Annotated in this window: 20 protein-coding genes; 7 read left to right on the top strand and 13 right to left on the bottom strand. The window is 65.7% G+C overall.

Features of this window, described 5'->3' with window-relative positions; translation table 11 throughout:
* Positions 1-543 precede the first annotated feature (543 nt).
* From KME80_RS22105 to KME80_RS22095, 3 genes are read left to right on the top strand one after another with little or no spacing between them, the layout of a single operon-like run.
* Entirely contained in the window at positions 544-975 is a 432-nt protein-coding gene (locus KME80_RS22105; RefSeq protein ID WP_219507926.1) for a class I SAM-dependent methyltransferase, read from the top strand.
* Positions 972-1,793, top strand: coding sequence for a class I SAM-dependent methyltransferase (locus KME80_RS22100; protein WP_219507925.1), 822 nt, complete (start codon positions 972-974; stop codon positions 1,791-1,793). The genes KME80_RS22105 and KME80_RS22100 overlap by 4 nt, the downstream gene beginning before the upstream one ends.
* 2 nt (positions 1,794-1,795) lie before the next feature.
* Entirely contained in the window at positions 1,796-2,395 is a 600-nt protein-coding gene (locus KME80_RS22095; RefSeq protein ID WP_219507924.1) for an AAA family ATPase, read from the top strand.
* A 200-nt stretch (positions 2,396-2,595) separates the two neighbouring features.
* Here KME80_RS22095 and KME80_RS22090 read toward each other — a convergent pair whose 3' ends face one another.
* Positions 2,596-2,847 carry a DUF2798 domain-containing protein gene (locus tag KME80_RS22090; protein WP_219507923.1) on the bottom strand — a complete coding sequence of 84 codons (252 nt, stop codon included), beginning with the start codon at positions 2,845-2,847 and terminating at the stop codon, positions 2,596-2,598.
* Positions 2,848-3,209: 362 nt separating this feature from the next.
* On the opposite strand from KME80_RS22090, the gene KME80_RS22085 reads away from it, so the two are divergent.
* Both KME80_RS22085 and KME80_RS22080 read left to right on the top strand, forming a co-directional pair.
* Entirely contained in the window at positions 3,210-3,431 is a 222-nt protein-coding gene (locus KME80_RS22085) for a hypothetical protein (protein WP_219507922.1), read from the top strand.
* Between the two features lie 93 nt (positions 3,432-3,524).
* Positions 3,525-4,583, top strand: a complete 1,059-nt coding sequence (locus KME80_RS22080; protein ID WP_246645422.1) for a phosphotransferase — start codon at positions 3,525-3,527, stop codon at positions 4,581-4,583.
* Between the two features lie 18 nt (positions 4,584-4,601).
* Here the strand turns inward: KME80_RS22080 and KME80_RS51950 are convergent, their stop codons facing one another.
* Positions 4,602-4,733, bottom strand: coding sequence for a hypothetical protein (locus tag KME80_RS51950; RefSeq protein ID WP_281427113.1), 132 nt, complete (start codon positions 4,731-4,733; stop codon positions 4,602-4,604).
* Between the two features lie 514 nt (positions 4,734-5,247).
* On the opposite strand from KME80_RS51950, the gene KME80_RS22075 reads away from it, so the two are divergent.
* A complete protein-coding gene (locus KME80_RS22075; protein WP_219507920.1) occupies positions 5,248-5,799 on the top strand; it encodes an NUDIX hydrolase in 552 nt (183 codons plus the stop codon).
* Between the two features lie 161 nt (positions 5,800-5,960).
* Here KME80_RS22075 and KME80_RS22070 read toward each other — a convergent pair whose 3' ends face one another.
* The 8 genes from KME80_RS22070 to KME80_RS22040 all read right to left on the bottom strand — a co-directional run bounded on the left by KME80_RS22070 (position 5,961) and on the right by KME80_RS22040 (position 15,330).
* On the bottom strand, positions 5,961-6,467 hold the full coding sequence (locus KME80_RS22070) for a mycothiol-dependent nitroreductase Rv2466c family protein (RefSeq protein ID WP_308125878.1): 507 nt from the start codon (positions 6,465-6,467) through the stop codon (positions 5,961-5,963).
* Positions 6,427-6,600: a mycothiol-dependent nitroreductase Rv2466c family protein gene (locus KME80_RS53235; protein ID WP_372455375.1), complete on the bottom strand. Its 174-nt coding sequence runs from the start codon at positions 6,598-6,600 to the stop codon at positions 6,427-6,429. The genes KME80_RS22070 and KME80_RS53235 overlap by 41 nt, the downstream gene beginning before the upstream one ends.
* A 5-nt stretch (positions 6,601-6,605) precedes the next feature.
* A complete protein-coding gene (locus KME80_RS22065; protein WP_219507918.1) occupies positions 6,606-7,319 on the bottom strand; it encodes a 3'-5' exonuclease in 714 nt (237 codons plus the stop codon).
* A gap of 994 nt (positions 7,320-8,313) precedes the next feature.
* Positions 8,314-9,519 carry a putative cytokinetic ring protein SteA gene (steA, locus tag KME80_RS22060; RefSeq protein WP_219507916.1) on the bottom strand — a complete coding sequence of 402 codons (1,206 nt, stop codon included), beginning with the start codon at positions 9,517-9,519 and terminating at the stop codon, positions 8,314-8,316.
* A 495-nt stretch (positions 9,520-10,014) separates the two neighbouring features.
* A complete protein-coding gene (locus KME80_RS22055; RefSeq protein WP_219507915.1) occupies positions 10,015-10,974 on the bottom strand; it encodes a hypothetical protein in 960 nt (319 codons plus the stop codon).
* Between the two features lie 72 nt (positions 10,975-11,046).
* Positions 11,047-12,891, bottom strand: a complete 1,845-nt coding sequence (gene asnB, locus KME80_RS22050; RefSeq protein WP_219507914.1) for an asparagine synthase (glutamine-hydrolyzing) — start codon at positions 12,889-12,891, stop codon at positions 11,047-11,049.
* Between the two features lie 64 nt (positions 12,892-12,955).
* Positions 12,956-14,353 carry an aldehyde dehydrogenase family protein gene (locus tag KME80_RS22045; protein WP_308125877.1) on the bottom strand — a complete coding sequence of 466 codons (1,398 nt, stop codon included), beginning with the start codon at positions 14,351-14,353 and terminating at the stop codon, positions 12,956-12,958.
* Between the two features lie 29 nt (positions 14,354-14,382).
* Entirely contained in the window at positions 14,383-15,330 is a 948-nt protein-coding gene (locus tag KME80_RS22040) for a mevalonate kinase family protein (RefSeq protein ID WP_219507912.1), read from the bottom strand.
* A 149-nt stretch (positions 15,331-15,479) separates the two neighbouring features.
* On the opposite strand from KME80_RS22040, the gene KME80_RS22035 reads away from it, so the two are divergent.
* A complete protein-coding gene (locus KME80_RS22035; protein ID WP_219507911.1) occupies positions 15,480-15,971 on the top strand; it encodes an NUDIX domain-containing protein in 492 nt (163 codons plus the stop codon).
* A gap of 23 nt (positions 15,972-15,994) precedes the next feature.
* Here the strand turns inward: KME80_RS22035 and KME80_RS22030 are convergent, their stop codons facing one another.
* The 3 genes from KME80_RS22030 to KME80_RS22020 form a co-directional block, all read right to left on the bottom strand.
* Positions 15,995-17,089: a radical SAM protein gene (locus KME80_RS22030; RefSeq protein ID WP_219507910.1), complete on the bottom strand. Its 1,095-nt coding sequence runs from the start codon at positions 17,087-17,089 to the stop codon at positions 15,995-15,997.
* Positions 17,090-17,158: 69 nt separating this feature from the next.
* Entirely contained in the window at positions 17,159-19,219 is a 2,061-nt protein-coding gene (locus tag KME80_RS22025) for a glycosyltransferase family 2 protein (RefSeq protein ID WP_219507908.1), read from the bottom strand.
* 418 nt (positions 19,220-19,637) lie between these two features.
* Positions 19,638-20,219: a flavoprotein gene (locus KME80_RS22020; protein ID WP_219507906.1), complete on the bottom strand. Its 582-nt coding sequence runs from the start codon at positions 20,217-20,219 to the stop codon at positions 19,638-19,640.
* Positions 20,220-20,294 lie beyond the last annotated feature (75 nt).

Here is a 20,294-nt window from a genome sequence, read left to right as displayed (position 1 = left end):
GATGTCAATCGCGCCGCCACCGGTCGGTCCCGGAGTCCAAGTCAGTGTCCTCTCCTTCGGTCAGGCTGCGGGGGCCGCGACAGGCGGGAAGGAGCTCCGGAGACGCGGTGACCGTCACGACGGACTGCGGCTCATCGCTGGCAGCGGCAGTGCAGCTCGCCATCCCCAAAAGGCGAGCGGTGACGATAGCGGACGCTATGCGGCCCGTACCCACCCTCCGGCACAGCTGGGAGGCTGTTGGATGCCCAGTATGGCTGACGCCTCTGCACACCAGGGATCATCTACCGCAGCTTAGCGAGCACCGGTGTGAGCCGGGTATGTCGCAGCGGGGTGGGCACCCGGCTCAGCTCTGCTTCGCAGATGACTCGCTGGAGATAGGCGGTCCAGTTGATCAGCTGCAGGGGTCTCGCAGCGCCGGTGAACACCTCCGGCCGCTGCGCTCATCGTGGCCGGCATCAGGCGCCATGCCGGCGCACCGCAAACCGCCTCAAGCTACCGGCCGGTGCCCGTGCCACAGGCTGGGCGCGGGGATACCGTGGACCGATGACCGCCGACGTTGCACCAGCTCAGACGCCCGAACAGCTACGAGCCGCGATGGTGTCCACCCTCCTCGAACAGGGCTGGATCACATCTGCCCCGGTGCGCGCCGCCTTCACCACCGTTCCGCGTGAGCGGTTCGCGCCCGAGGCACCGCCAGCCGCCGTGTACTCGGCCAGGGACACCGTCACCACGAAGCGCGACGCGGCCGGTGTGTCGACCAGCTCGATCAGCGCGCCGTGGCTCCAGGCCGAGATGCTGCAGGCCGCCCAACTCTTCCGCGGGGCGAAAGTCGCCGAGATCGGAAGCGGCGGCTACAACGCAGCGCTGATCTCCGAGATCGTCGGACCCGAAGGGCTGGTGGTCACCTTCGACATCGACCCGTGGGTCACCGAGCGGGCCGAGCGCTTCCTGGCCGAGACCGGTATCGACAGGTGAAGGTCGTCCTCGGGGACGCCGAGCACACTGTCGAGCAGCACACGCCCAAGGGCGGCTTCGATGCCATCATCATCACGGTCGGCCTCTACGACATTCCCTGGGGGCACCTGCTCGCCCCAGCCGGCCGCATGGTGGCTCCTTTGCGGTTCTCTACGGTCAGCCGGTCATTCACCTTCATCCGGGAAGGTGACCATTTCGTCGGGCTGGACCCGACGGTATGCGGATTCGTCGCCTGCCAAGGGCAAGGCGCGTTGCCGGATCAAGTAGCAGTTCTGGCGGACGGAGCGGTACGGCTCACGCTGGAAAGCGGACCCCCGCTTGACCTCACGGCGCTTGAGGAAGCGCTGCGGGGTGAGCGGAGCGAGCTGTGGACCGGCGTCACCTTCGACTGGGCGCAACCGTTCGACTCGCTGAACTTGTGGTGCGCCACCGCCGACGACTCCTTCGGCATGATCTGGGCAGACGAGACCCGTGAGGAAGGCCGACTCATCAAGCCCGTCCTACGCTGGTACTGCCCCGTCCTCATCACCCCCGGCAGCTTCGCCTATCTCTCCTACCGGGAGCTCGCGCCAGGCGACAGCCAACGGCGCCGCTGGGAGTTCGGCGTCCATGGCCACGGGCGTGACGGGGCCCGGCTCGCCCGAAGGCTGCACGACCACGTGGCCACCTGGGACCAGCGCTGGCGTAACCACCCAGGCCCGACCTTCACCCTCCACCCCGCCGACGCCAAGGTCCCGGTTCCGGCGGTGGGCCGGATCTTCCCCAAGCGCCACACCCTGCTCGTCATGAACTGGGAGCACCACGGCGGTGAGCAGTAACGATGCCCGACACACAGACCAAGCTCATCGTCATCCGCGGCAACTCCGGTTCAGGAAAGACCACCCTGGCCAAGGCCGTGCGCGAAGCGTACGGGCGACGTGGACTCGCCATCATCAGCCAGGACATCGTCCGCCGCGAGATGCTGCGCGAGCCGGACGTGCCCGGCGGTGTCAACATCGGGCTGCTCAAGACGATATGCCTCCATGCGCTCGCCCACGACCACCATGTCGTACTCGAAGGGATCCTGACCGGCAGCCGCTACGGGGCGATGCTCGACCGCCTCCGGCGCGAGCACCAGGGCCCAGCGGTCTTCTTCTACCTGGATGTGCCTTGGGAGGAGACACTTCGCCGCCACGAGACCCGCCCTCAGCGCTCCCAGTTCACCCCGGAGCAGATGGCCGAATGGTTCGCCGACGGCGACCTGCTGCCGGGCGGCCACGAGCATCTCCTTGACCACACGCTCTCCGTTGAGGACGCCACTCGGCGCATCCTCAACGTCGCTGGCCTGACCGGCCATCGGCCGGCCCCTCTTCGTTCAGCAACCTTGTCATGCCACCGGCCAGGACCGCACCCCGCCCCCTGTCACAACAGACAGGAATGAGCCGGTCCGCGTACGCGCCGCGAGCATCGTACAAACTGACGTGAGACACGGCCCGGCTCGAGGCGCATCGTGGAGTTCAGCGCCGTCACCGACGGCCAGCACACCTCCTCCGGCGCTGCCCGCTCGGCCGTCAGCAGCGCGTCCACGGCGCGGTCACGATCCCCGTGGAGGCGTGCCAGGCGCGAGCGATGTCGAAGGGGTCAAGCCGCCTCTTCGGCACCAGGCATGCCCTTGCGGGACCGAAGGATCGCACCGCTCAATGCCGTCGACGCCGGCCAGGCAACCATTGTGGCAGCGAAGGCGATGGGCCACGCGATGATGAATTGCTTGGGCCATCCGGCCAGCCACTCCAGGGACGGCCCGTTGAAGATGAGGCCCATGAGGCCCGACATCGTCGCAGCCATGATGAAGGTCATGATGGCCTGAGTGAGAAAGATACTCTTCTTGCTCATCGTCCGTTCCTTGTTCAGGACGACGACGCCATCGGACGCTCGCGCTGGCGCCGTCGACCGCTACGTTGCGGGAGTTGGGCGCCTCGGGTTCGCATCGGGTGCGACTGCATCTCACAGGAGTGCGAGGGCTAGAATAACCACACCAGCCTGAATCTTTTAGGCCCGATCAGGATATCGGATCTCCGCTGCTGGTGCGGCGTCCAGGAACGTTGCCAGCGTAGGCGATCATGCTGCTAGGGGTGGGGGCGCCTCGACGCAGGGCGTCATCCCGGGTTCTCGACCAGGAGTCAGGTGAGGCGGTCCATGGTGGCTTCGCTGTCGGCCGGCTGCTTGCCCTGGAGGAGGGCGGCGTCGGAGGTCGCGTGCGCGCGAGCTGGACGAGGAACTGGGCCTGCGTGTGGAGGTGGGGCGGCTGCTCGTGGTCGACTGGGCGCCGCCGTCCGGCCACCGGGCTCGACGACGCGGCGTTCTGCCCGCCTGAGGAGGCGGCGGCCCGGCTGGCGGAGGCGGACGCGGCCCGGGTGCCGGCGGCGCTGGCCGCGCGGGAGCACGGCACCACCGTCTACCGGCCGTCGAGTGGCTGAGCCCGGCGGTGCCGCGGGTGCAGACGGCCGACCTCGACCAGGGTCGGCTTCGATCTACATGCTCGGGCAGATCTGACTAACGTCGTCGCCGTGATGACGGACGGAACTTCAGCGGCACCGGGCCATTTCCGTGACGGGCCCGACGCCGGGGACCTGACAGCGGTACGGCAGGAGTTCGGGCTGGGCGAGATCCAGGAGGTGACGTTCCTCGCCGAGGGGCTGATGAACCGTAACTGGCGCCTGGACACCGACGCCGGGGTATACGCGCTCAAGCTGTTGTGTGACGTCCCTGCCGAGATCGCACGTCGCAACGCGCTGGTTCTGAGCGCATTGGCATCGGCCGGGCTTCCGGTCTGTGCCCCGGTGCAAACCAGCGACGGTGCTGTCGTGCTGCAGATCGATTCACGTCACTATCTGCTCTCCCCGTGGGCGCAAGGCACCCACATCGAGGGAGTGGACCTGCCGCTCGCGGAAGTTGCCGACTTTGGGGCGCTGGTGGCCGGCCTCCACCAAGCCCTGAACGATCAAGTATCTGTGCTTCTGCCGGTGGCCGATGTCCGGCCACGCGCGAAAGTGACCAGCCCGGACATGGCGCTCGCGAAGGCCGACCGGCTGTTGAGCGTGATCAGCGCAAAGGGTGAGCCGAACGCCTTCGACGAAAAGGCGCGACAGCTGCTGGAAGAACGCAAAATGCTTGTCGACAAACACCGGGAGTCCCGCCCGGTCGAGGGTGAGGCTCCCGGACCGTTCGGCTGGACCCACGGCGACCTGCAATACCGCAACGTTCTGCGCCGTGAGGGTGCGGTCACGGCTGTTCTCGACTGGGATCGGGTCGCGGTCAAACCCCTCGCCGAGGAGGTGGCCAGAACCGCGCAGGTGCAATTCGGAGGTGAGCGCGGCCGGCTCGACCTGGATCGTGTGGCCGCCTTCGTGGGCGGCTACCGCGCAGTGATGCCGTTGTCGCACGCTGACCTCGCCGACGCGGTAAACCGGCTGTGGTGGAAACGCATGTCCGACTACTGGATCTTCGAGTTCCACTATGACCGCGACGACCACGGTCCCGACTCGCTGATGGCCCCCAGCGAACGGCTGCTGGCCTGGTGGACCGAGCACCGCCAGGAGGTCGAGCAGGCCTTCGCGGCGGGTGCCTGACCCCGCCCGGCCAACCGCTCAGAATACGATCATCGCTCGGACGCCGTTTCGGGCGGCGGCCTGCTCGAAGGCGGCATTAACCTCCTCCAACGGCCAGCACGAGGTGGCCAGCGCATCGGCGACCAGATGGCCGCCTGTGACCATGCGCATGTAGGCGGGGGAGGTCGTGCAGGGTGCAGACCTCGCCAATTACTGATCCGGCCAGGCAGCGGCCGTGGCCAGGTCGGGTTCACCGACGGCCTCGATCGCGACGTCGACGCCCCGCGGGCCGCCATGATGGCGGCGACGAGATCGTTTTGCCGGTGGGGTCGAGGGTTGCGGTCGCGCCGAGAGCAGCGGCGTCGCGGCGGTGAGGCACGGGTTGACGGCGATGATGTGGGCGGCGTCGCCGATCCGTGCGGCCTGGATCGCCTCCAGGTCGACCCGCCGTCGCCCTGTAGGGGTGTAGCCGCGGTACAGCGGACGCGAGGCCGTAATTCCGCGCCCGCCTGAGTTGCTCCGGCGTGGCGGGTGCGCGCTGATGGGTCCCACCGGTAAGGTGCGAATCTCCTTCCGCGTATGCCACACGCTTTAATGGAGCGGACTGTGTCAGTGCTCGTCGCTCACCTCATGCGAGTGGTCGGTCATGGAGGGCTCTGCTCTCCTGCAGGTGTGGGGGTGACCTGTGGCGATCAGTGACGCGGACATCTCGAAGGCCGTCTCCACCTACCTTGGGCGCTTCCCGGACGAGGTCGCGCTGCTATCTGAGCCGGTGCGCCTTCTGGCCGAGGGCCAGGATTTTGCCTCGCGGCAGAATTTCCGGATGCATGTGACCGTCGGCGCGCTGCTGGTCCGCGGGGGCGCTGAGGTCCTGCTTGTCGAGCACCGCGCATATGGGATCCCGCTGCAGCCCGGAGGGCACCTCGAGCCGACCGACACCTCTCTGCTCGACGCAGCAGTGCGAGAGCTGGCGGAGGAGACCGGGATCGACCCCGCGGAGGTCAACCCTGCGTCGCAGACTCCCGTCTACATCGAGTACGGCAGGGTTCCGGCACGACCGCAGAAGGGCGAGCCGGAACACCACCACCTCGACATCGGGTACGCGTTCGTGACGGATGCGGACATGGGGCAGCTCCAGGAGTCCGAGGTGACGGGTGCCGCCTGGTATCCGCTCGCCGAGGCCGAGCGCCTTGTCGGGCATCGCATCGCGCGAGCCGTACCAGCCCGAATCGGTTGAGGCTTCCGCAGCCGCTCAGACCATGGCCCTGCTCACCCCACCCGGCACCAACCAGGAGGAGGTGGCGCACACCGAACTCATGACGGCATAGTCGATGCAGAGCCTCACACGAGAGCCGAACTACACCACTCAGTGGGACTGACGCCGAGTGGTAGATCGACTCAGTCGAAGCGTGGCCTATCGCTCCGGTCGCGGCTCCGCTTAAGCTCGAAGAAGCCCTCCGTCCCGGCGACCAGGACCAGGCCGTCCCACAGCCAACCGGCTGCTTCGCCACGAGGAGCCTGTCTGATCACGGGGCCGAACAAGGCCGTTCCGCCGATGCGCAGAACGGGCGTCCCGACATCGAGCCCGACCTCGTTGAACGCCTCGTCATGGGAGTCCTTGATGAGCTGATCGAACTCCTCTCTGCCGGCGGCCGCCGCCAGCGCATCGGGCAGGCCCACCTCCTTGAGAGCTTCGGTGATGACCGTCGGATCGTCGCGACGTCCGTGGTTGTGCCATCGGGTCCCGATGGCGGTGTACAGCGGGCCGAGGACGCTGCGGCCGGCGTGCTCAGCGGCGGCCGCGCAGACCCGCACTGGCCCCCATGCCTTCTCCATCAGGCCCCGGTAATCCTCGCTGAGCCCCTCACCCTTGCGCTGGACAAGGTTCAGGTGGGCCAGCGACATCAACCGCCAGTCGGGCCTGCACCGGCCGGACCTGCTCGACCTCCAGGAGCCAGCGCGAGGTAACCCACGCCCAGGGACACAACGGATCGAACCAGAACGGAACCTGCTCGCCGTCCGACTGCTGTTTGATCATGATGGTTACCGTCCTGCCTTAGACCGGTTTGTCGTGCTCTCGCCCGCTGGCGGGTGGACGTCGAACAGCTCGCCTTGGGCGGGCGTGTTGCACCTGGCGGTGCGTCCCGCAATCTTCACCAGAGCCGCGAGATCGCTGAGTCCAGCATTCTCGTCCGCGGCACTGATCAGCCGGATGAACACCTCGGCGGTGACCTCAACGTCGGCGTAGGCGCGGTGGCGATCCGCCGGATGCTTGATGGAGAAGTGCCTCAGCCGCGTGTCGAGCCGGTAGTTGAGCAGACCCGGGAAGAGGTATCTGGCCAGAGGAATCGTGTCCAGGAGGTCAATGCGGGCCAGCGCTGGGCAGTGCTGGCGCTGGTGGTGAATGAGGTTGGCTTCGGTCGCGGCGTGTTGAGCGACCAGCAGATACTGCTTGCCCGGGGCGAACCGCCGATCGAGTGCCCCCAGCGCCTCGGCCGGACTGGGGGCCTGCCCCACCTGCTCGGCGGTCAATCCGGTTTGGGCCGTGACGGCTGGCGTGACCGGGGCGAACGCGGGCGGCCTGATGAGCGAGGAGAACGGCCTGCCGGCCGTCGTCCAGGCGCCACCCTCGTAGCGGAGTGCGAGCGCGGCAACCTCGATGGGTTGAGCCGGATAGCCTGCGGGGGTCGTGGCCTCGAAGTCCATGACCACGAACGTCGTCGCCGCGAAGGCGGGGTCACCGGTCAAGCCGCCCATGTGTCCACCGTTCTCACAGGGTGCACGGCGGTGCCGACCCGCGCCCGCCGTATCGAGAAGAGCATGTCTGAGTGCTGGTCGTCGTGTGCCGTCATCGACCAATGAGGTCGGTTATCGCCTGTGTGGCGGTGCCGAGTTGCCGGCGCCGCCGTTGCCGGTCTTGTCGCCGACCGTCCAGTCCTTGGGGAGTCCCGCGCGGATCCGGTTGGCGCCCGTGAGGCTGGCCTTCAGCCAGCCGAGCAGCCTCGCCCGGTCGCGGGCGTGGAGGGAACGGCAGCAGTTGGTGGATCTCGTGGTCGACCGCCTGCTGTTGCAGACCGCGACCGGGACGGCGTCAGCCGTACCTTGCCCGCAGTTGAAGGACCATGTGACACGGACGTAGCCGGCGATGAGGTGCTTCCTGCTGCGCAGGAGAGCCGGAACGCACGACCCGCTTCTGAGTAGGCGGGGTGGTGGAGCCGGAGTGGGTGAAGTCGCGGATGCGGCTCCACAGGCCGATGTAGGGCAAGTTCGGCTCTGAGCGCAGGCCCCGGCTGCCGAGCCCATTGTGCATATCGACGTTGTGGGTGGCCGAGAACCCCGGGTGCTACTGGCTCGACCGCACCGAACGCCCGGTGGTGAGCGCCTGTTGGAACCACCGACCACCCTGCCCGGGCTACGCCTCGCAGCGGGCGACCCGGATCGGGGACGGCGCCCGCCATGGCGGGCGATTGTGGCTCGCGATCCGCTACGGCACGGACTCGGTCCCGTCATGATCGCGTCCTCAGGACCGGGCGGCTGTCCGCCAGCCTCGTATTATGCCTTGCCGCCGATCAGCGGGAATAGTTCTTCCGTCGCAAGGCTGGTCGGCGCGGCGTAGGCCGCAGCAGTCAGGTACGGCGAGAGCGCGGTGGTGAAGATCGGCTTGCCCTGGCGGAGGCGCAACTGATTCCGTACAGGTGCGGCGGGCGCGCAGCAGCTCGGCGGGGGCGGCGGACTCGACGGCAGGAACCATTCACGAGAAGAGGCCGAGCTGCCAGAAGATGAACGCATTCCACAAGTCCACGAGTCCTGTGATCCACACATGCCCAACTGGGGTTACGCTCAAAGCTACGCAGATGGTGATCGCCGCAGCGACCGCCAAGGTCAGCAGTGAGGCCCAGGAGACTCGGCTCTGATAGAGCCTGCTGACCCCTTTGGCGTCGACGAGTTTGCTGCCAACCCTGAGTCTGGTGAGCCACGTGCTAGCCATCCCGGCGCGCCCCTTGTCCAGGAACTCCTCGAGGGTCAGGTGCGTGCCGACGGCTACGATCAGGTCGGCGCCTTTCTCGTCAGCCAGCAGAATGGCGATGTCCTCACTCATCGCGGTCGCAGGGAAGAGCACCGCCTCCAGGCCCAGTTGCTGGACCCGCTCCAAACCGGGCGCACGACCGTCGCGAAAGGCGTGCACCACGAGTTCGGCACCGCACCGCAGCGCTGTGGCCGAAACCGAGTCGAAATCGCCGATGATCAGATCAGGCACGTACCCTGCCTCGATCAGAGCATCAGCGCCGCCGTCTACACCGATGAGGACAGGGCGATACTCCCGCACATACGGCCGCAGGGTCGCTAGGTCCTCCTTGTAGTGGTAGCCACGCACGACGACAAGGGCGTGCCTTCCCGTCAGATCGGTGCGGAGGTCGGGTACGCCTACGCCATCGATGAGCAGTGCGCTCTCTTTGCGAACGTACTCCATCGTGTTGGTGACAAAGCCTTCGATCTGCTCGGGCAATCGGCTGCGGGCTCGCGCCATGGCTTCGCTGATGCTGTCGGTTGTCTGCACTTCGCCCTGGCCGACGAGGTGGCCTTGGCGATAGACCATGCCCTCATGGACGCGGATGATATCGCCGTCCTTGACGTGCTTGAACAGCTCCGGCGAGGCGTTGTCGATGCAGGGCAGGCCGGACTCGACGATGATCTGTGGGCCCTGGTTCGGATAGCGCCCGCTGATGCCGGCCGCGACGTTGATCACGGCTGCGGCGCCATGCGTCACGAGCGCCTCCGCGCCAACCCGGTCGAGGTCGATGTGGTCGATTATCGCAATCTCGCCAGGATTTAGGCGTTTGGTGAGATTCTTGGTGCGCCGATCAATTCTCGCTACTGCGGTGATGCCGGGAAGGTGGTCGGCTTTGCGTGTGCGCAGGGTTAACGTTCTGCTTCCGAGGGGTTTCATCGTGGCCATTCTGCCAGAGGAGGTGGCAGGGAAGCCCTGGATTGCAGCATTGCGTCTGCTCTGTCTTGGTAGAACACCTATCGACTGCTGTATCTGATGCTTCGTCAGGGACTACTTCTCGGCTTGGCCGACTGGCATCGGCCTCAGTGCTGAACTCTGAACAGCGGAGCTTCCATCCTTGGCATCGGTCGGCTCTAAGTGCGCATTCTTCGGGCATTGACGAGAAGGATTGTTCATTTGTCTAGTCGCGATAGCTGGATGGCGGCGTGTCCACAGTGCCTTGCCGCGGGAATGGCTAGGGCGTCGCCCGGAACCCGTGGCCCCAAGAGAAATGGGCACTGCGAGAGGAGCCAATGTCGGCACGATCTCTCCTCTTCATCTCTCCCTGTTGCAGGCAGCGGTCCGGGAGGGTGGGCGCGGATCCACTGATTATTGCAGGCATTCGCTCATTGTCAGGTGACGGCTGTGCCGAAGCGAACGGCCTCGGAGTGATTGATGCAAACATCATGAAGGGTCGAGGAGTATGGCGGCTCTCAAGTTCGCCGCAACCTGGGCGGGGTCTGACGGGTTCATGAAGATTCCCAGGCCCAGTTCGTAGGCGCCGATATGCTTGTTGATTCCGCTGGGCCGGCCGAATGCCAGTACTTCGCAGCGAAGGTGGCTGTGTTCATTCGTGGGGTTCACGTCGAAGAATGAGACTATGTAAGGATTGAAATATGCCGCTTGTGTTGCGCTGAGCGATTTTTTAACCAGATCTGCGAGCTCGGTGCACGCTTCGTCGTCGATATCGGCGAGGCTGATGTTGTGCTGCTTGGCGCTGATCCATATCTCGAAAGGCACTCGGGGTGCCACCGTTATATAGGCTGAGAAGCTGGGTGACTCGCATATCACTGTGTCGCGCTTGTGTGCAAGCTCTTCCTGATGGCAGATGCTGCACGAGGTGCGGGTGGCGCCGGTGGTGACGGCGATCCTTCTTGGTATGAAGGGTAGCCCCAAGAGCTGTCCATGGGGGTGCTCCTGGCTCTGGCCGAAGCGGTGCCCCGTAGCCAGGAAGGTAAAGATGGCTTCGATATTGTTCGTGTGAAAATGTTCACGGTGCCGATCGCGGAGGCGCTGCAAGAAGCGCGAGATTCTCCCGGAATCGCATTTATGCAGGAACTCGTTGTGCGTGGGGGTGTAGATGACCACATCATTGACGCCGGCCACACGATCGCAGGCGTTGTCGCGGGTCAGTAGCTGTCCCTGGCTGATGTCTGCGTAAGAGACGACGGGATGCTCGTTGGGGAAAATCAAGGAGTCATAGTGCTCCGTAGAGAGACGGGTGGGCGGGCAAAACGGGCATTGCTCGAGATGTGTGGCGGTGATGCTGATGCTCGGGTCTTGCTCGGCGCTGAGAAGAGGACTTATTCCTCCTCTTCCTGGGATCAGGAACACCCAGTCGGCCTGATCATTCAATCGTGCCATGCTGGCTATGCTGCTCATAAGGCTATCTCCGCGAGTGACAGGTGCGCGTTCAGGCGGGCCGGCGGCCGGTTATCACACCTTGAGGGTCGGTTGGTACGCGTCCATCCATGCCGCGATGTCCAAGGACCGTTCGAGGACGAATCGGCCGAAGGAGTCCGAGGCGCTGGTGCTGTTCGCGGCGTGTTTGAGGGCGGCTGGGTCGACGATGGTGAAGACGGCGTTGGATCGGTCGGTGAGCAGGTCCCGGGCTTGTATTTTCAGCAGGTCCATGTAGCCCAGATTCTGAGTTGACGGATAGGGCGACTTCTTGCGCTGGATGACGGAGAGAGGCAATAGGGGTGCCGCGACGCTGCGCAACAGCGACTTTTCGCAGCCGTCGTGGTGCTTCAGTCGCCAAGGGGCGTTATAGACCGCGCTGACGAGTCGATGGTCGCAAAACGGTACGCGGATCTCCAATCCCACGGCCATGCTGAGCCGGTCCTGGCGGTCCAGCAGGAGGCGAACGAATCGGGTGAGGTACAGGTAGGTGATTTTCCGCATGGTCCATTCGAGCTGGTCTTCTCCGGGGGCCCGCTCGATGGCGGACACCGCGGCGCTGTAGCTGTCCTGTACGTAGTCGGGCAGGGCCAGCGCTCGTTGGAACTCAGGATGAAACACCGACGGCTGGCGGGGGCTGATGGCGGCGTACTGCGGCAGGTGCGGGTCGGCGAGCCAGGGAAACGACGTCTCCGCTCGCCCTTGTGGGGAGAAGAACTGGTGGTAGCCGCCGAACAGCTCGTCTGCAGACTCCCCGGACAGCGCCACCACTGCTTGCTCACGGATGGCTTTGAACAGCAGGAGCATCGAGGCGTCCATGTCGCCGTGCCCCATGGGGAGGTCGTAGGCCCGAATCACCAGCTCGCGGATCTTCGGATCGGCCAAGGTTTCAGGGGTCAGCACCACGTCGGTATGGTGCGAGCGGACGTGTGCCGCGACCTCGTGCGCGAAGGGCGTGTCGGGTGCGGGTCGTAGTGCGTCTGGCCGGAAATCAGCCGTCTGCCCCTCGAAATCCACCGAGAAGCTGCGCAGTTGCTGTCCGCGGCCGGCCAGCTCCGCGGCCGCCAGGGCGGTTAAGGTCGAGGAGTCCAATCCTCCGGAGAGCAGCGTGCACAGTGGGACGTCGGAGACGAGTTGCCTCCTGACCCCCTCCTGCAAGATTCCCGCCACATGCTCCACAGTTTTATGCAGATCGAGGTTCGGCGACTCGGTTGTCAGCCGCCAGTAGACGCTCTCGCGCGACCCGTCTCGATCGACGACCACCGTGGTGCCCGGTTCGATCTCGGAGATGCCCGACCAGACGGATTGCCTTGGCGACTTCACCATTGAGAACAGCTCCCTAAAGCCGTCGAGGTCGACCGCGGCGGTCACTGACGGATGTGCCAGGATCGCCTTGGGCTCGGAACCGAACAGCACGCCGTTGTCGAGTGCGTGGACGAAGAGCGGCTTGACCCCCATCCTGTCCCTGGCCAGCACGAGCTTCTCCTCACGCCCGTCCCAGATGGCGAAGGCGAACATGCCGTCCATGCGCTCGGCCGCTGCCGGCCCCCACTGAAGGTAGGCGTGGAGCACTACCTCGGTGTCGGAGCGCGTTCGGAACCGATGGCCGGCGGCGCCCAGCTGCCGGCGGAGCTCGGCGAAGTTGTAGGTCTCCCCGCTGTAGACGATCACCACAGGCCCCGATGCCGTCTCGACCGTCATCGGCTGGTTGCCGTGCTCGACATCGATCACCGAGAGCCTTCGCTGTCCCAGTGACGCGTGAGGGCTGGTCCAGAGGCCTTGGCCGTCCGGTCCGCGGCATGCCAGCGTCGCTGTCATCGCCGCGGTGATCGCTTCGCTGGGGGCCCGTCCGAACTCGATCCAGCCGGCAATGCCGCACATCATCCGGTCCTTTCGTGAGACAGCGATTCCTGGTTCTCGGCCGATGCGGGAGGTCGCCGTGCGGTCACTGACCGGCGATGTTGAGGACCCTGGCGTCGGTCAATCCCAGGACGCCGTGGATTCCGCCCTCCGCGCCGAGCCCGCTCCATCTGCGCCCGCTGAAAGGCGCGCCGGGGATCTGCACGTCGTGCGTGTTGATGTTGACCACGCCCGTGTCGAGGCGTTCGGCGACGTCGCGCAACGTGTGCGGGTCTGTTCCCCAGACCGAGCTGGTGAGTCCGAACGTGGAGTTGTTCGCCCGCGTCACTGCCTCGTCGACATCCTCGTAACGCAGGACAGGAAGGGCGGGGCCGAACTGCTCCTCCGCGACGATCCTCATGCCGTCGGTTGCTCGCGTGAGCACCGTCGGCGGATAGAAGTAGCCGGGCCCGTCGTGGGCCCGGCCGCCTGCCGCGATCACGGCGCCCTCATCGACCGCCTCGGCGACGAGGGTTGTGATGCGCTGAAGCTGGGCCTGGTTTTGGAGGGGGCCCATCTGCACACCGTCGGTCATGCCGTTACCGACCTTCAGGCAATTGGCCTGCCAGGAAAGCTCTCCCACCAGCTGATCATGGATCGAGGCGTGCACGTAGAGGCGCTTGACGGTGGCGCAGATCTGGCCGCAGTTTCTGAAGGCGATCGCGCAGAGATCGGCTGCCACGGCTGCGGGGTCGGCATCGGGCAAGACGATGGCGGCGTCGTTGCCGCCGAGCTCGAGCACCAGGCGTTTGAGGTCGCTGGCCGCTGCCCGGGCAACCGCCTTGCCGGACGCCACTGATCCGGTGAACGTCACGGCACGTGTCGTGGGATGCCGTACCAGGGCTGAACCCAGGTCATCTCCACCGGACAGGAAGTTCGCCACCCCGGCGGGAAGGGTCTCCCGCGACAGGGCGCCGGCCAGCAGGGTGGTAACCGGTGTGAACGGGGACGGCTTGAGGACGACCGTATTCCCGCCGAGGAGCGCCGCACCCAGCTTCGACATCGCGATACTGAAGGGGAAGTTCCACGGAATTATGGCGGCCACCACCCCGCAGGGCTGTCGACCCACCTGCGAGGTGATCGGGCCATCGGCGGCGAGAACGTCGAGCGGCAGGGAAAGCTCCGCATAGGCGCGGAGAATCTCGATCCCAGCGGTGATCTCTTGTCGAGCCTCGCCCAGGGGTTTGCCCTGCTCGCTCGTCAGCGCTTCGGCCAGCAGGCCGGCGTCTCCAGCGAGGGCGTCAGCGAAGGTGCGCAGCGCCGATCTGCGCAGGGGTTCGTTCCCGGACCATGCCACCCCTGCCTGCGCGGCGGTCCGCATCGCTTCCGCCAGCTGGTGATCGGAGCAGATCGGAGCAGTGGTGAGCTGCGCGCCGGTTGCCGGGTTGAAGACCGGATAGCAGTGTTCGGACGGCGCTGCGCGTCCGTCGATGGTTTGCTGCACTGAATCCCAGGCCACACGGCCTCCCTTCGTCATGGCTGAATTCCCACCAGGGGCGGCGCGGCGCGGAAGCCGTCCAGCCCCTCGGCGACCTCGCAGTGATACACAGTCGTCGGCTGGATGTCCGCCTTGATCAAAGCCGCGCGCAGGGTGGCTTGCTCCTCGCGGGGATGCAGGGTGAACAGGCATCCGCCGTTGCCCGAGCCCGTCAGCTTGAAGACGTATCCCGTGGCGGCCATCGCGGCGTCACGTAGCCCTTCGATCCGGGGATCACTGAGTCCGTACCTGTCACGCATGAGCGCGTGGGCCTGGTCCATTCCCGCCAGCACGCCCTTGAGCTCGCGCTCGACGACCGCCTCCCACACCTGTGCGGAGACCGCATCGAGGTCGTGGACGTAGCTCTGCAAGCCGGCGCAGTGATCACGCTGCAGCCGGCGAAAGCGCCCGATCGCATCACCGCAGTCCTTGGACAGGCCGGTGTCGATGAGGGTCACCGACCATGGCGGGCCGTCAGCCGCACTACGAAAGCCGATCGTCGTGGGCAGGCCGCTGTCGCATCCCAGCGTGAACAACCACCCGCCACGCGCGATGGACAAGTGGTCGACGCCGCCGCCGCGGGTCCGCTCGAACTCAAAGCGGTAGGCGAGAGAGACCGCCTCTGCAGGATCCATGCCACACCGGCGCAGGATCTCGCGAAGCACGCCGATGCAGATCGACGACGATGTCCCCAGCCCTCCCGGGCTCGGGGCGGTACACGTGGCGGCCAACGTCGTGGGTTCGACGGTGACACCGCGATAGGCGTCGCGGACAAACTGCTCAAGATCCCGCGTCAGCGTCTCATGCTCAGGGCTGGACCACACGCTGCGGCCGATGTCGGTGACGGTGGTGGGCAGATCGATCGCGGCGCACACCGTGTGCCCGCCGAGGTAATCCAGGGCGTCGCCGGCCAGGCAAACACGTGTCGCCACGACCGAAGTCATGTCGTTCTCCTCCGCTAGTGAAGCTCAGCTCTGAACACTTTTCTGCCGGACAACATCACGTGACATCACGCTGCGCGGGTAAGATCACCTGCCGTGGCCGCGTGACGCGCTCGACTGAATGACGTGATAATGGGCGATGGGTGATTAGCGTGACATTTAGAGACTCCTACCTGGGCTTGTTGCGCCAGGAGGTCGGCTCCCGCTTGCTGCTCGTTCCCGGTGCTCAGGTCCTGCTGATCGACGACCTCGACCGCGTGCTGTTTCAGCGCCGATCCGACAATGGTGATTGGGAGATCCCAGCCGGCTCATGCGAACCCGGCCAGGACTTTCGTGGTGCGGCAGCAGCCGAGCTCGGTGAAGAGACTGGTTTGACGGTGGCACCCGATGACCTCATCCCGTTTGCGTGCTTGTCCGACCCTGCCGTGCATACGCTGCGCTATCCCAATGGTGATCTTGTCCACGCTTTTGCGATGTGTTTCTACTCCAGAACATGGACAGGAGACTTGCACGGGGATGACGAGGTGCTCGAACATCGCTTTCTGCCGATCTCCGATCCGCCGTCTCCAATTCATGAGCCGACCCTCGTCGTTCTCAATTTGTATTTGACATACAGGGCCTCGGGGATGTTCCAAGCGCGTTGAGGCCATCCCGATTGATGAGCCCGTTACAAGAAGCGGTCGAACTCTTCGCGGGGATGAGGATTCTCCGGCACCGCCGCCATGCCCGCGATCGCGAGATTGATGTCATTCCTTGCGCAGTGGAACCGGCAGTCACGGGACGGGTCGATGATCGACAGGTCGGCCTTCTCCCACAGCGCGGAGAAATCCTCGTCGACGGCATCGCCCAGCCGCGCCTTGTCATTGCCGCGGTGATAGGAGCAGATGTAGACACCATTCGGTGTCACCAGCGTGCGCAGCTGCGCGACCGAGCAGGTGTGATATGCCTTGCCCTGATGGGCGGGGCGCCGGTCCTCGGCAGAGGCGAACGTCGAGGAGATCTCCAGATCGAATGAGTCGTCGCGCAGATCCCGGGCCTGCTCGATCTGCGCGCGAACGGACCTCAGCAGGGCATCCGGCAGTTGGACGACAAAGTGCTGCTCGTCGAACAAGGTCTTCAGCTCGAAGTAGTCACAGCCGATGTCTTTGGCCAGACGGGCGGCGGCCAGGACCTCGTGGTGATTCGAATAGATCACCTTGCCCTCGTCGTCCATACGCGTGACGAGTAGGAACGAGTAGCCCAGGGCTCCCTTCTTCGTCTGGGCGAGCGCGCGCATGTTGGCGATGACCTTGTCGAACACGCTGCGGCCTTTGCGGTCCGGCCGCACCTGGCCGAAGGTCTCCGGGGTGGCGGCATCGACAGACACGCGCAGCCACGTCACGTACTCGGCTATCACATCGAGGTGACGATCGATCATCGTGCCGTTGGTGACGACTCCGATATGCAGGCCGGAGGTGCCCAGGATCTTGATGACATCGCGGGTGCCAGGATGAGCGAGGGGCTCGCCGCCGCCGATGAGAACCACGGCCTTGACTCCTGCCGTGCAGAGTTCGCGCGCCAGGGCGGCTAGCCGTTCTTTCGTGAAGCGTCCTTTGTTGAGAAGAGTCCCGCTGATGCATTCCGGGCAGGCCAGGTCGCAAAACGTCGTCGGGTCGAGATCCACAACGAGCGGGGCCGTCAGACGCTCGCCTGCGGCGACCTTCTTGGCATATGGCCACACGGTGTCCTGGGACAACTTCGCGACCAGGTCAAGGCGGCTCAAGATAACTCCTTGATGTTGTCGTTCAACGACAACGGATATCGGGTGAATTGATGGAGGGTCTGTCTTCTCTTAGATGGGAGGGCTTTCCATCAAGTCGTTGAAGAAGACACCCCGCCATCGCATCGACTCGTTGTCGGTGAAGTAGGTATTGGCGACGTCCCAGGTGTGGTTTTCTGGGGTGCACCGCCGGTAGATGTAGTTGAGGCTGTGCCCGCGGTACACGTGCCCGCCGGCGGCGCGGATGGCGATGACCATCTCGCCGTCCTCGTACCTGGGCACGAGTTTGAAGCCTCCCACGGCTTCGAAGGCATTGCGGGACAGCAGGACCGTGCCACCGGTTACTCTGCCGGTTTCCGTCATGGAACTGGGTAGCTCGGTCAGGATCTTGCGTTTTATCGTCTCGTCAGACTCTTCGAGATAGACGAATTCGGCAGGTGTCCCCACCATCTCCGCGCCGGAGTACTGGCGCGCGAGAAGCAGGTCTGACAAGTGATGGGGCCCGTACCAGTCGTCGTCATCCATTTTCGCGATGGACGAACCTGTAGCGCGCGCTGCGAGATGATTCAGCGCTTCGCCGAGAAGAAGGCTGCGCTCCAGCTCGACGACCGTCAGCTCTCCATCGTAGGCTTTGACAGCAGCGACGACCTCAGGATCGTCCCGCGATATGCCGTGCAGCCCGAGAACGAGCTCCACCGAGACGTCACGCTGACGAGCGACCTGCTGCAGGGCCCGCGTGAGCATCTGCCGGCGGCGCGTGCACAGAACGACGGACACCGGCCGCTGCTCAAGGACCGGTAACCGGCCCGCTCCCACCATGTCCTTCCAGCGGGCCTCCATTCCGAAGGCCGTCAATGCATATCGGCGAAGCCGGATACTGTACTGCTCCCGCCGCAACGGATCCTTGAGGTCTTCCACCGTCGCGTCACCGACCAGGTTCGTCAGCCCGTCGCCCAGCACGCCCCGCCAGCCGGCCCGGGGGCCGTCGAAGACCAGGGGCACACCGGCCGCGGCCAGATTCATCGTGATGCGAGCCAGCACACGGCCGTCATGGTGGGGGTCTGCAGCCTCCAGGCGCACGCCGGCCAGGCGTCGAAGCGCCTCGATCTCCACCTCAGAGACAGCTCCCGAGCCGGGCAAGCGCACATCCGACCGCCCGTCCGAGACCTGGAAACCGTACCCATCCCGCATCAGGCGCCCCACCGTGCCATCAGTGCGCTGGATGAAGCCCGTCGGGTTCACCGACCGCACATCAACGGGCGGCACCTGAGCGACCAGAGGATGGCTGAGCACGGTGCGCCGGCCACTGCTCTGACCGGCAGCGCGAGCGCCACCCGCGGTGCCAGCCCGTCCATCGCCCAGGAGCCCGCGGCGCGTGACGCGCAGATCCGCCCGGTCCTCAGGCATTCCCTGCAGGGCCGGCTGAACTGCCCCTGGTCCACTGGGGCCGGCGAGAAGACCGAGGCCCGCTGAACGGTGCCCGTCAAGACAACGCGACAGAGCGTTCGCCACCATCCCCGCGGGTGTGCGGTTCCTGAACAGGCACGTGATCTTCCACGCATATGCCGTGCCCTGCGCGACGGCGACACTGGTCGCGTTACGCCAGGGATCGGGCCGGCGGTTGGGAATGTCGCAGGAGAAATCCTGCCGCCAGACATCCTCATCGCCTACGGACGGGACCGGGATCGTCCGCCAGCGCGCCGCGGCAACGATGATGAACTCCACGTGCTCGGCGGCAGGCAGCAGGTCGTCAAGTTCCGTCATGCGCCGCAGGTCTGTGGGGGTGCGCGCCACGACACTGACGCCCTCGGCATCGACCTCCCGCAGCTGGGCGGGACCTTTGTCTTCGTCGAGGTTGACCGCCGCAGTGTGGGCGCCGAGCCCGTAATGCGCCGGGTGGAAGGCGTGCGCTCCATCGTCGAAGCCCATGTGAACGACGAGATGGCCGGTGCAGTGGCAGACGCCACGGTGATCGTTCACGAGCAGTTCGCCCGTGTCGACGCCGAGCACGCCACACAGCGTCCGCAGCGTTTCGAGATCCACCTGGGCGGAGGTTCCCTCCCAGATTTCACGGAGCTCACGCTCGTGCGGCATCTGGCCCGCAGTCGCCAAGACGTCGACCAGCGCTGCCAACTGGTGGATGCCGCGTTCGCCTGCAACGCGGCGGAGGTCCCATCTCACCTGCTGCCCCCACGAGCCGCGCCGGACGCTGCGCCTTCCGCGTCCGGTCTTTCGCCAGACGCAGCGACGGACAGATGACTGCCATGCACCCTGGCAGGCGTTGTGTGCGGCGCCGACGTCGAGCGGGCGCGCCAAGAGGGGGAGCTGGACCGCTGCCCGACCCGGGCCCGCCCGCTGCGACTGTTCCTGGGGCAGGGCAGCACGGTCGAGACGCAAGGGAGCGCCTCCACGTCCGTGTTCTTCGACATGGCTCGACGCTAGGCCCGCCCGTCCACCGGATACCCAACAAACTGTTGGGTATCGCCAAACACTCATGAACGTGCTATAAGTCCGCCGCTGTGCTCGCCGTGGCGCTCACGCCCCGGCGCAGTCAGGCGCGCGCGATGCGCTCCACACACAGTTGGTACATCCTGGTCAACTCCTCCTGCAGCGCCGCCCAGGGAAACGTGGCCGCCCCCGGCGCCCCCGAGGAGGGCTGGGGCAGCCGTGCCGGATCCAGCAATACCGAGATTCCCCAGGAGGTCAGCCGTTCCACGCTGACCGGGAACACCGGATGGCGGGCCAGAGCCACATTCGGCCACGGCACAGCGACCAGCGGCAAATCCAGACCGATCGCCTCGTTCAGCAGCCCCAGCGCGAGGGTGTCGGAGATGCCCCCCGCCCATTTGTTGATCGTATTGAACGTGGCGGGCACCACCGCCATGGCATCGGCCGGCGGCAGGACATCCGGGTCCTCGGGCCGCTTGTAGTCATGCCGCACCGGGTAACCCGTCAGCATGGCCAGCCGGTCGGCGTCCACGAACTTCTGCCCCGACGGCGTGGTCACCACGCACACCGTCCAGCCCCCCGCCTGCAACGCGGTAACCAGGTCCGGCAGCTCACCCGCAGGGCGACCGCCACACGCGATCACGTACAGAACGGGCTTTCGGTCACCCTGCCTGGCGTCGATCATCGTCAAACTCCTACCTCGCGGCGGAAGAGGCCGGTAGCGTCCCCTCAAGAGCGACGCAGCCGGTGCGGTCGGGGG

This window comes from Nonomuraea ceibae, from assembly GCF_019396325.1.
GTDB classification, from domain to species: Bacteria; Actinomycetota; Actinomycetes; order Streptosporangiales; family Streptosporangiaceae; genus Nonomuraea; species Nonomuraea ceibae.
Note: the sequence above shows the minus strand (reverse complement) of the source record. Positions and strands in the feature narration are given on the sequence as shown.

Excerpts from the sequence above, each read along its gene's own strand:
- KME80_RS22090 (WP_219507923.1), bottom strand. The coding sequence starts at position 2,847 with ATGAGCAAGAAGAGTATCTTTCTCACTCAGGCCATCATGACCTTCATC.
- KME80_RS22105 (WP_219507926.1), top strand. The coding sequence starts at position 544 with ATGACCGCCGACGTTGCACCAGCTCAGACGCCCGAACAGCTACGAGCC.
- KME80_RS22040 (WP_219507912.1), bottom strand. The coding sequence starts at position 15,330 with ATGACTTCGGTCGTGGCGACACGTGTTTGCCTGGCCGGCGACGCCCTG.
- KME80_RS22055 (WP_219507915.1), bottom strand. The coding sequence starts at position 10,974 with ATGGCACGATTGAATGATCAGGCCGACTGGGTGTTCCTGATCCCAGGA.
- KME80_RS22080 (WP_246645422.1), top strand. The coding sequence starts at position 3,525 with ATGACGGACGGAACTTCAGCGGCACCGGGCCATTTCCGTGACGGGCCC.
- KME80_RS22065 (WP_219507918.1), bottom strand. The coding sequence starts at position 7,319 with ATGGGCGGCTTGACCGGTGACCCCGCCTTCGCGGCGACGACGTTCGTG.
- KME80_RS51950 (WP_281427113.1), bottom strand. The coding sequence starts at position 4,733 with ATGCGCATGGTCACAGGCGGCCATCTGGTCGCCGATGCGCTGGCCACC.
- asnB (WP_219507914.1), bottom strand. The coding sequence starts at position 12,891 with ATGTGCGGCATTGCCGGCTGGATCGAGTTCGGACGGGCCCCCAGCGAA.
- steA (WP_219507916.1), bottom strand. The coding sequence starts at position 9,519 with ATGGCCACGATGAAACCCCTCGGAAGCAGAACGTTAACCCTGCGCACA.
- KME80_RS22095 (WP_219507924.1), top strand. The coding sequence starts at position 1,796 with ATGCCCGACACACAGACCAAGCTCATCGTCATCCGCGGCAACTCCGGT.
- KME80_RS22020 (WP_219507906.1), bottom strand. The coding sequence starts at position 20,219 with ATGATCGACGCCAGGCAGGGTGACCGAAAGCCCGTTCTGTACGTGATC.
- KME80_RS53235 (WP_372455375.1), bottom strand. The coding sequence starts at position 6,600 with ATGATCAAACAGCAGTCGGACGGCGAGCAGGTTCCGTTCTGGTTCGAT.
- KME80_RS22070 (WP_308125878.1), bottom strand. The coding sequence starts at position 6,467 with ATGTCGCTGGCCCACCTGAACCTTGTCCAGCGCAAGGGTGAGGGGCTC.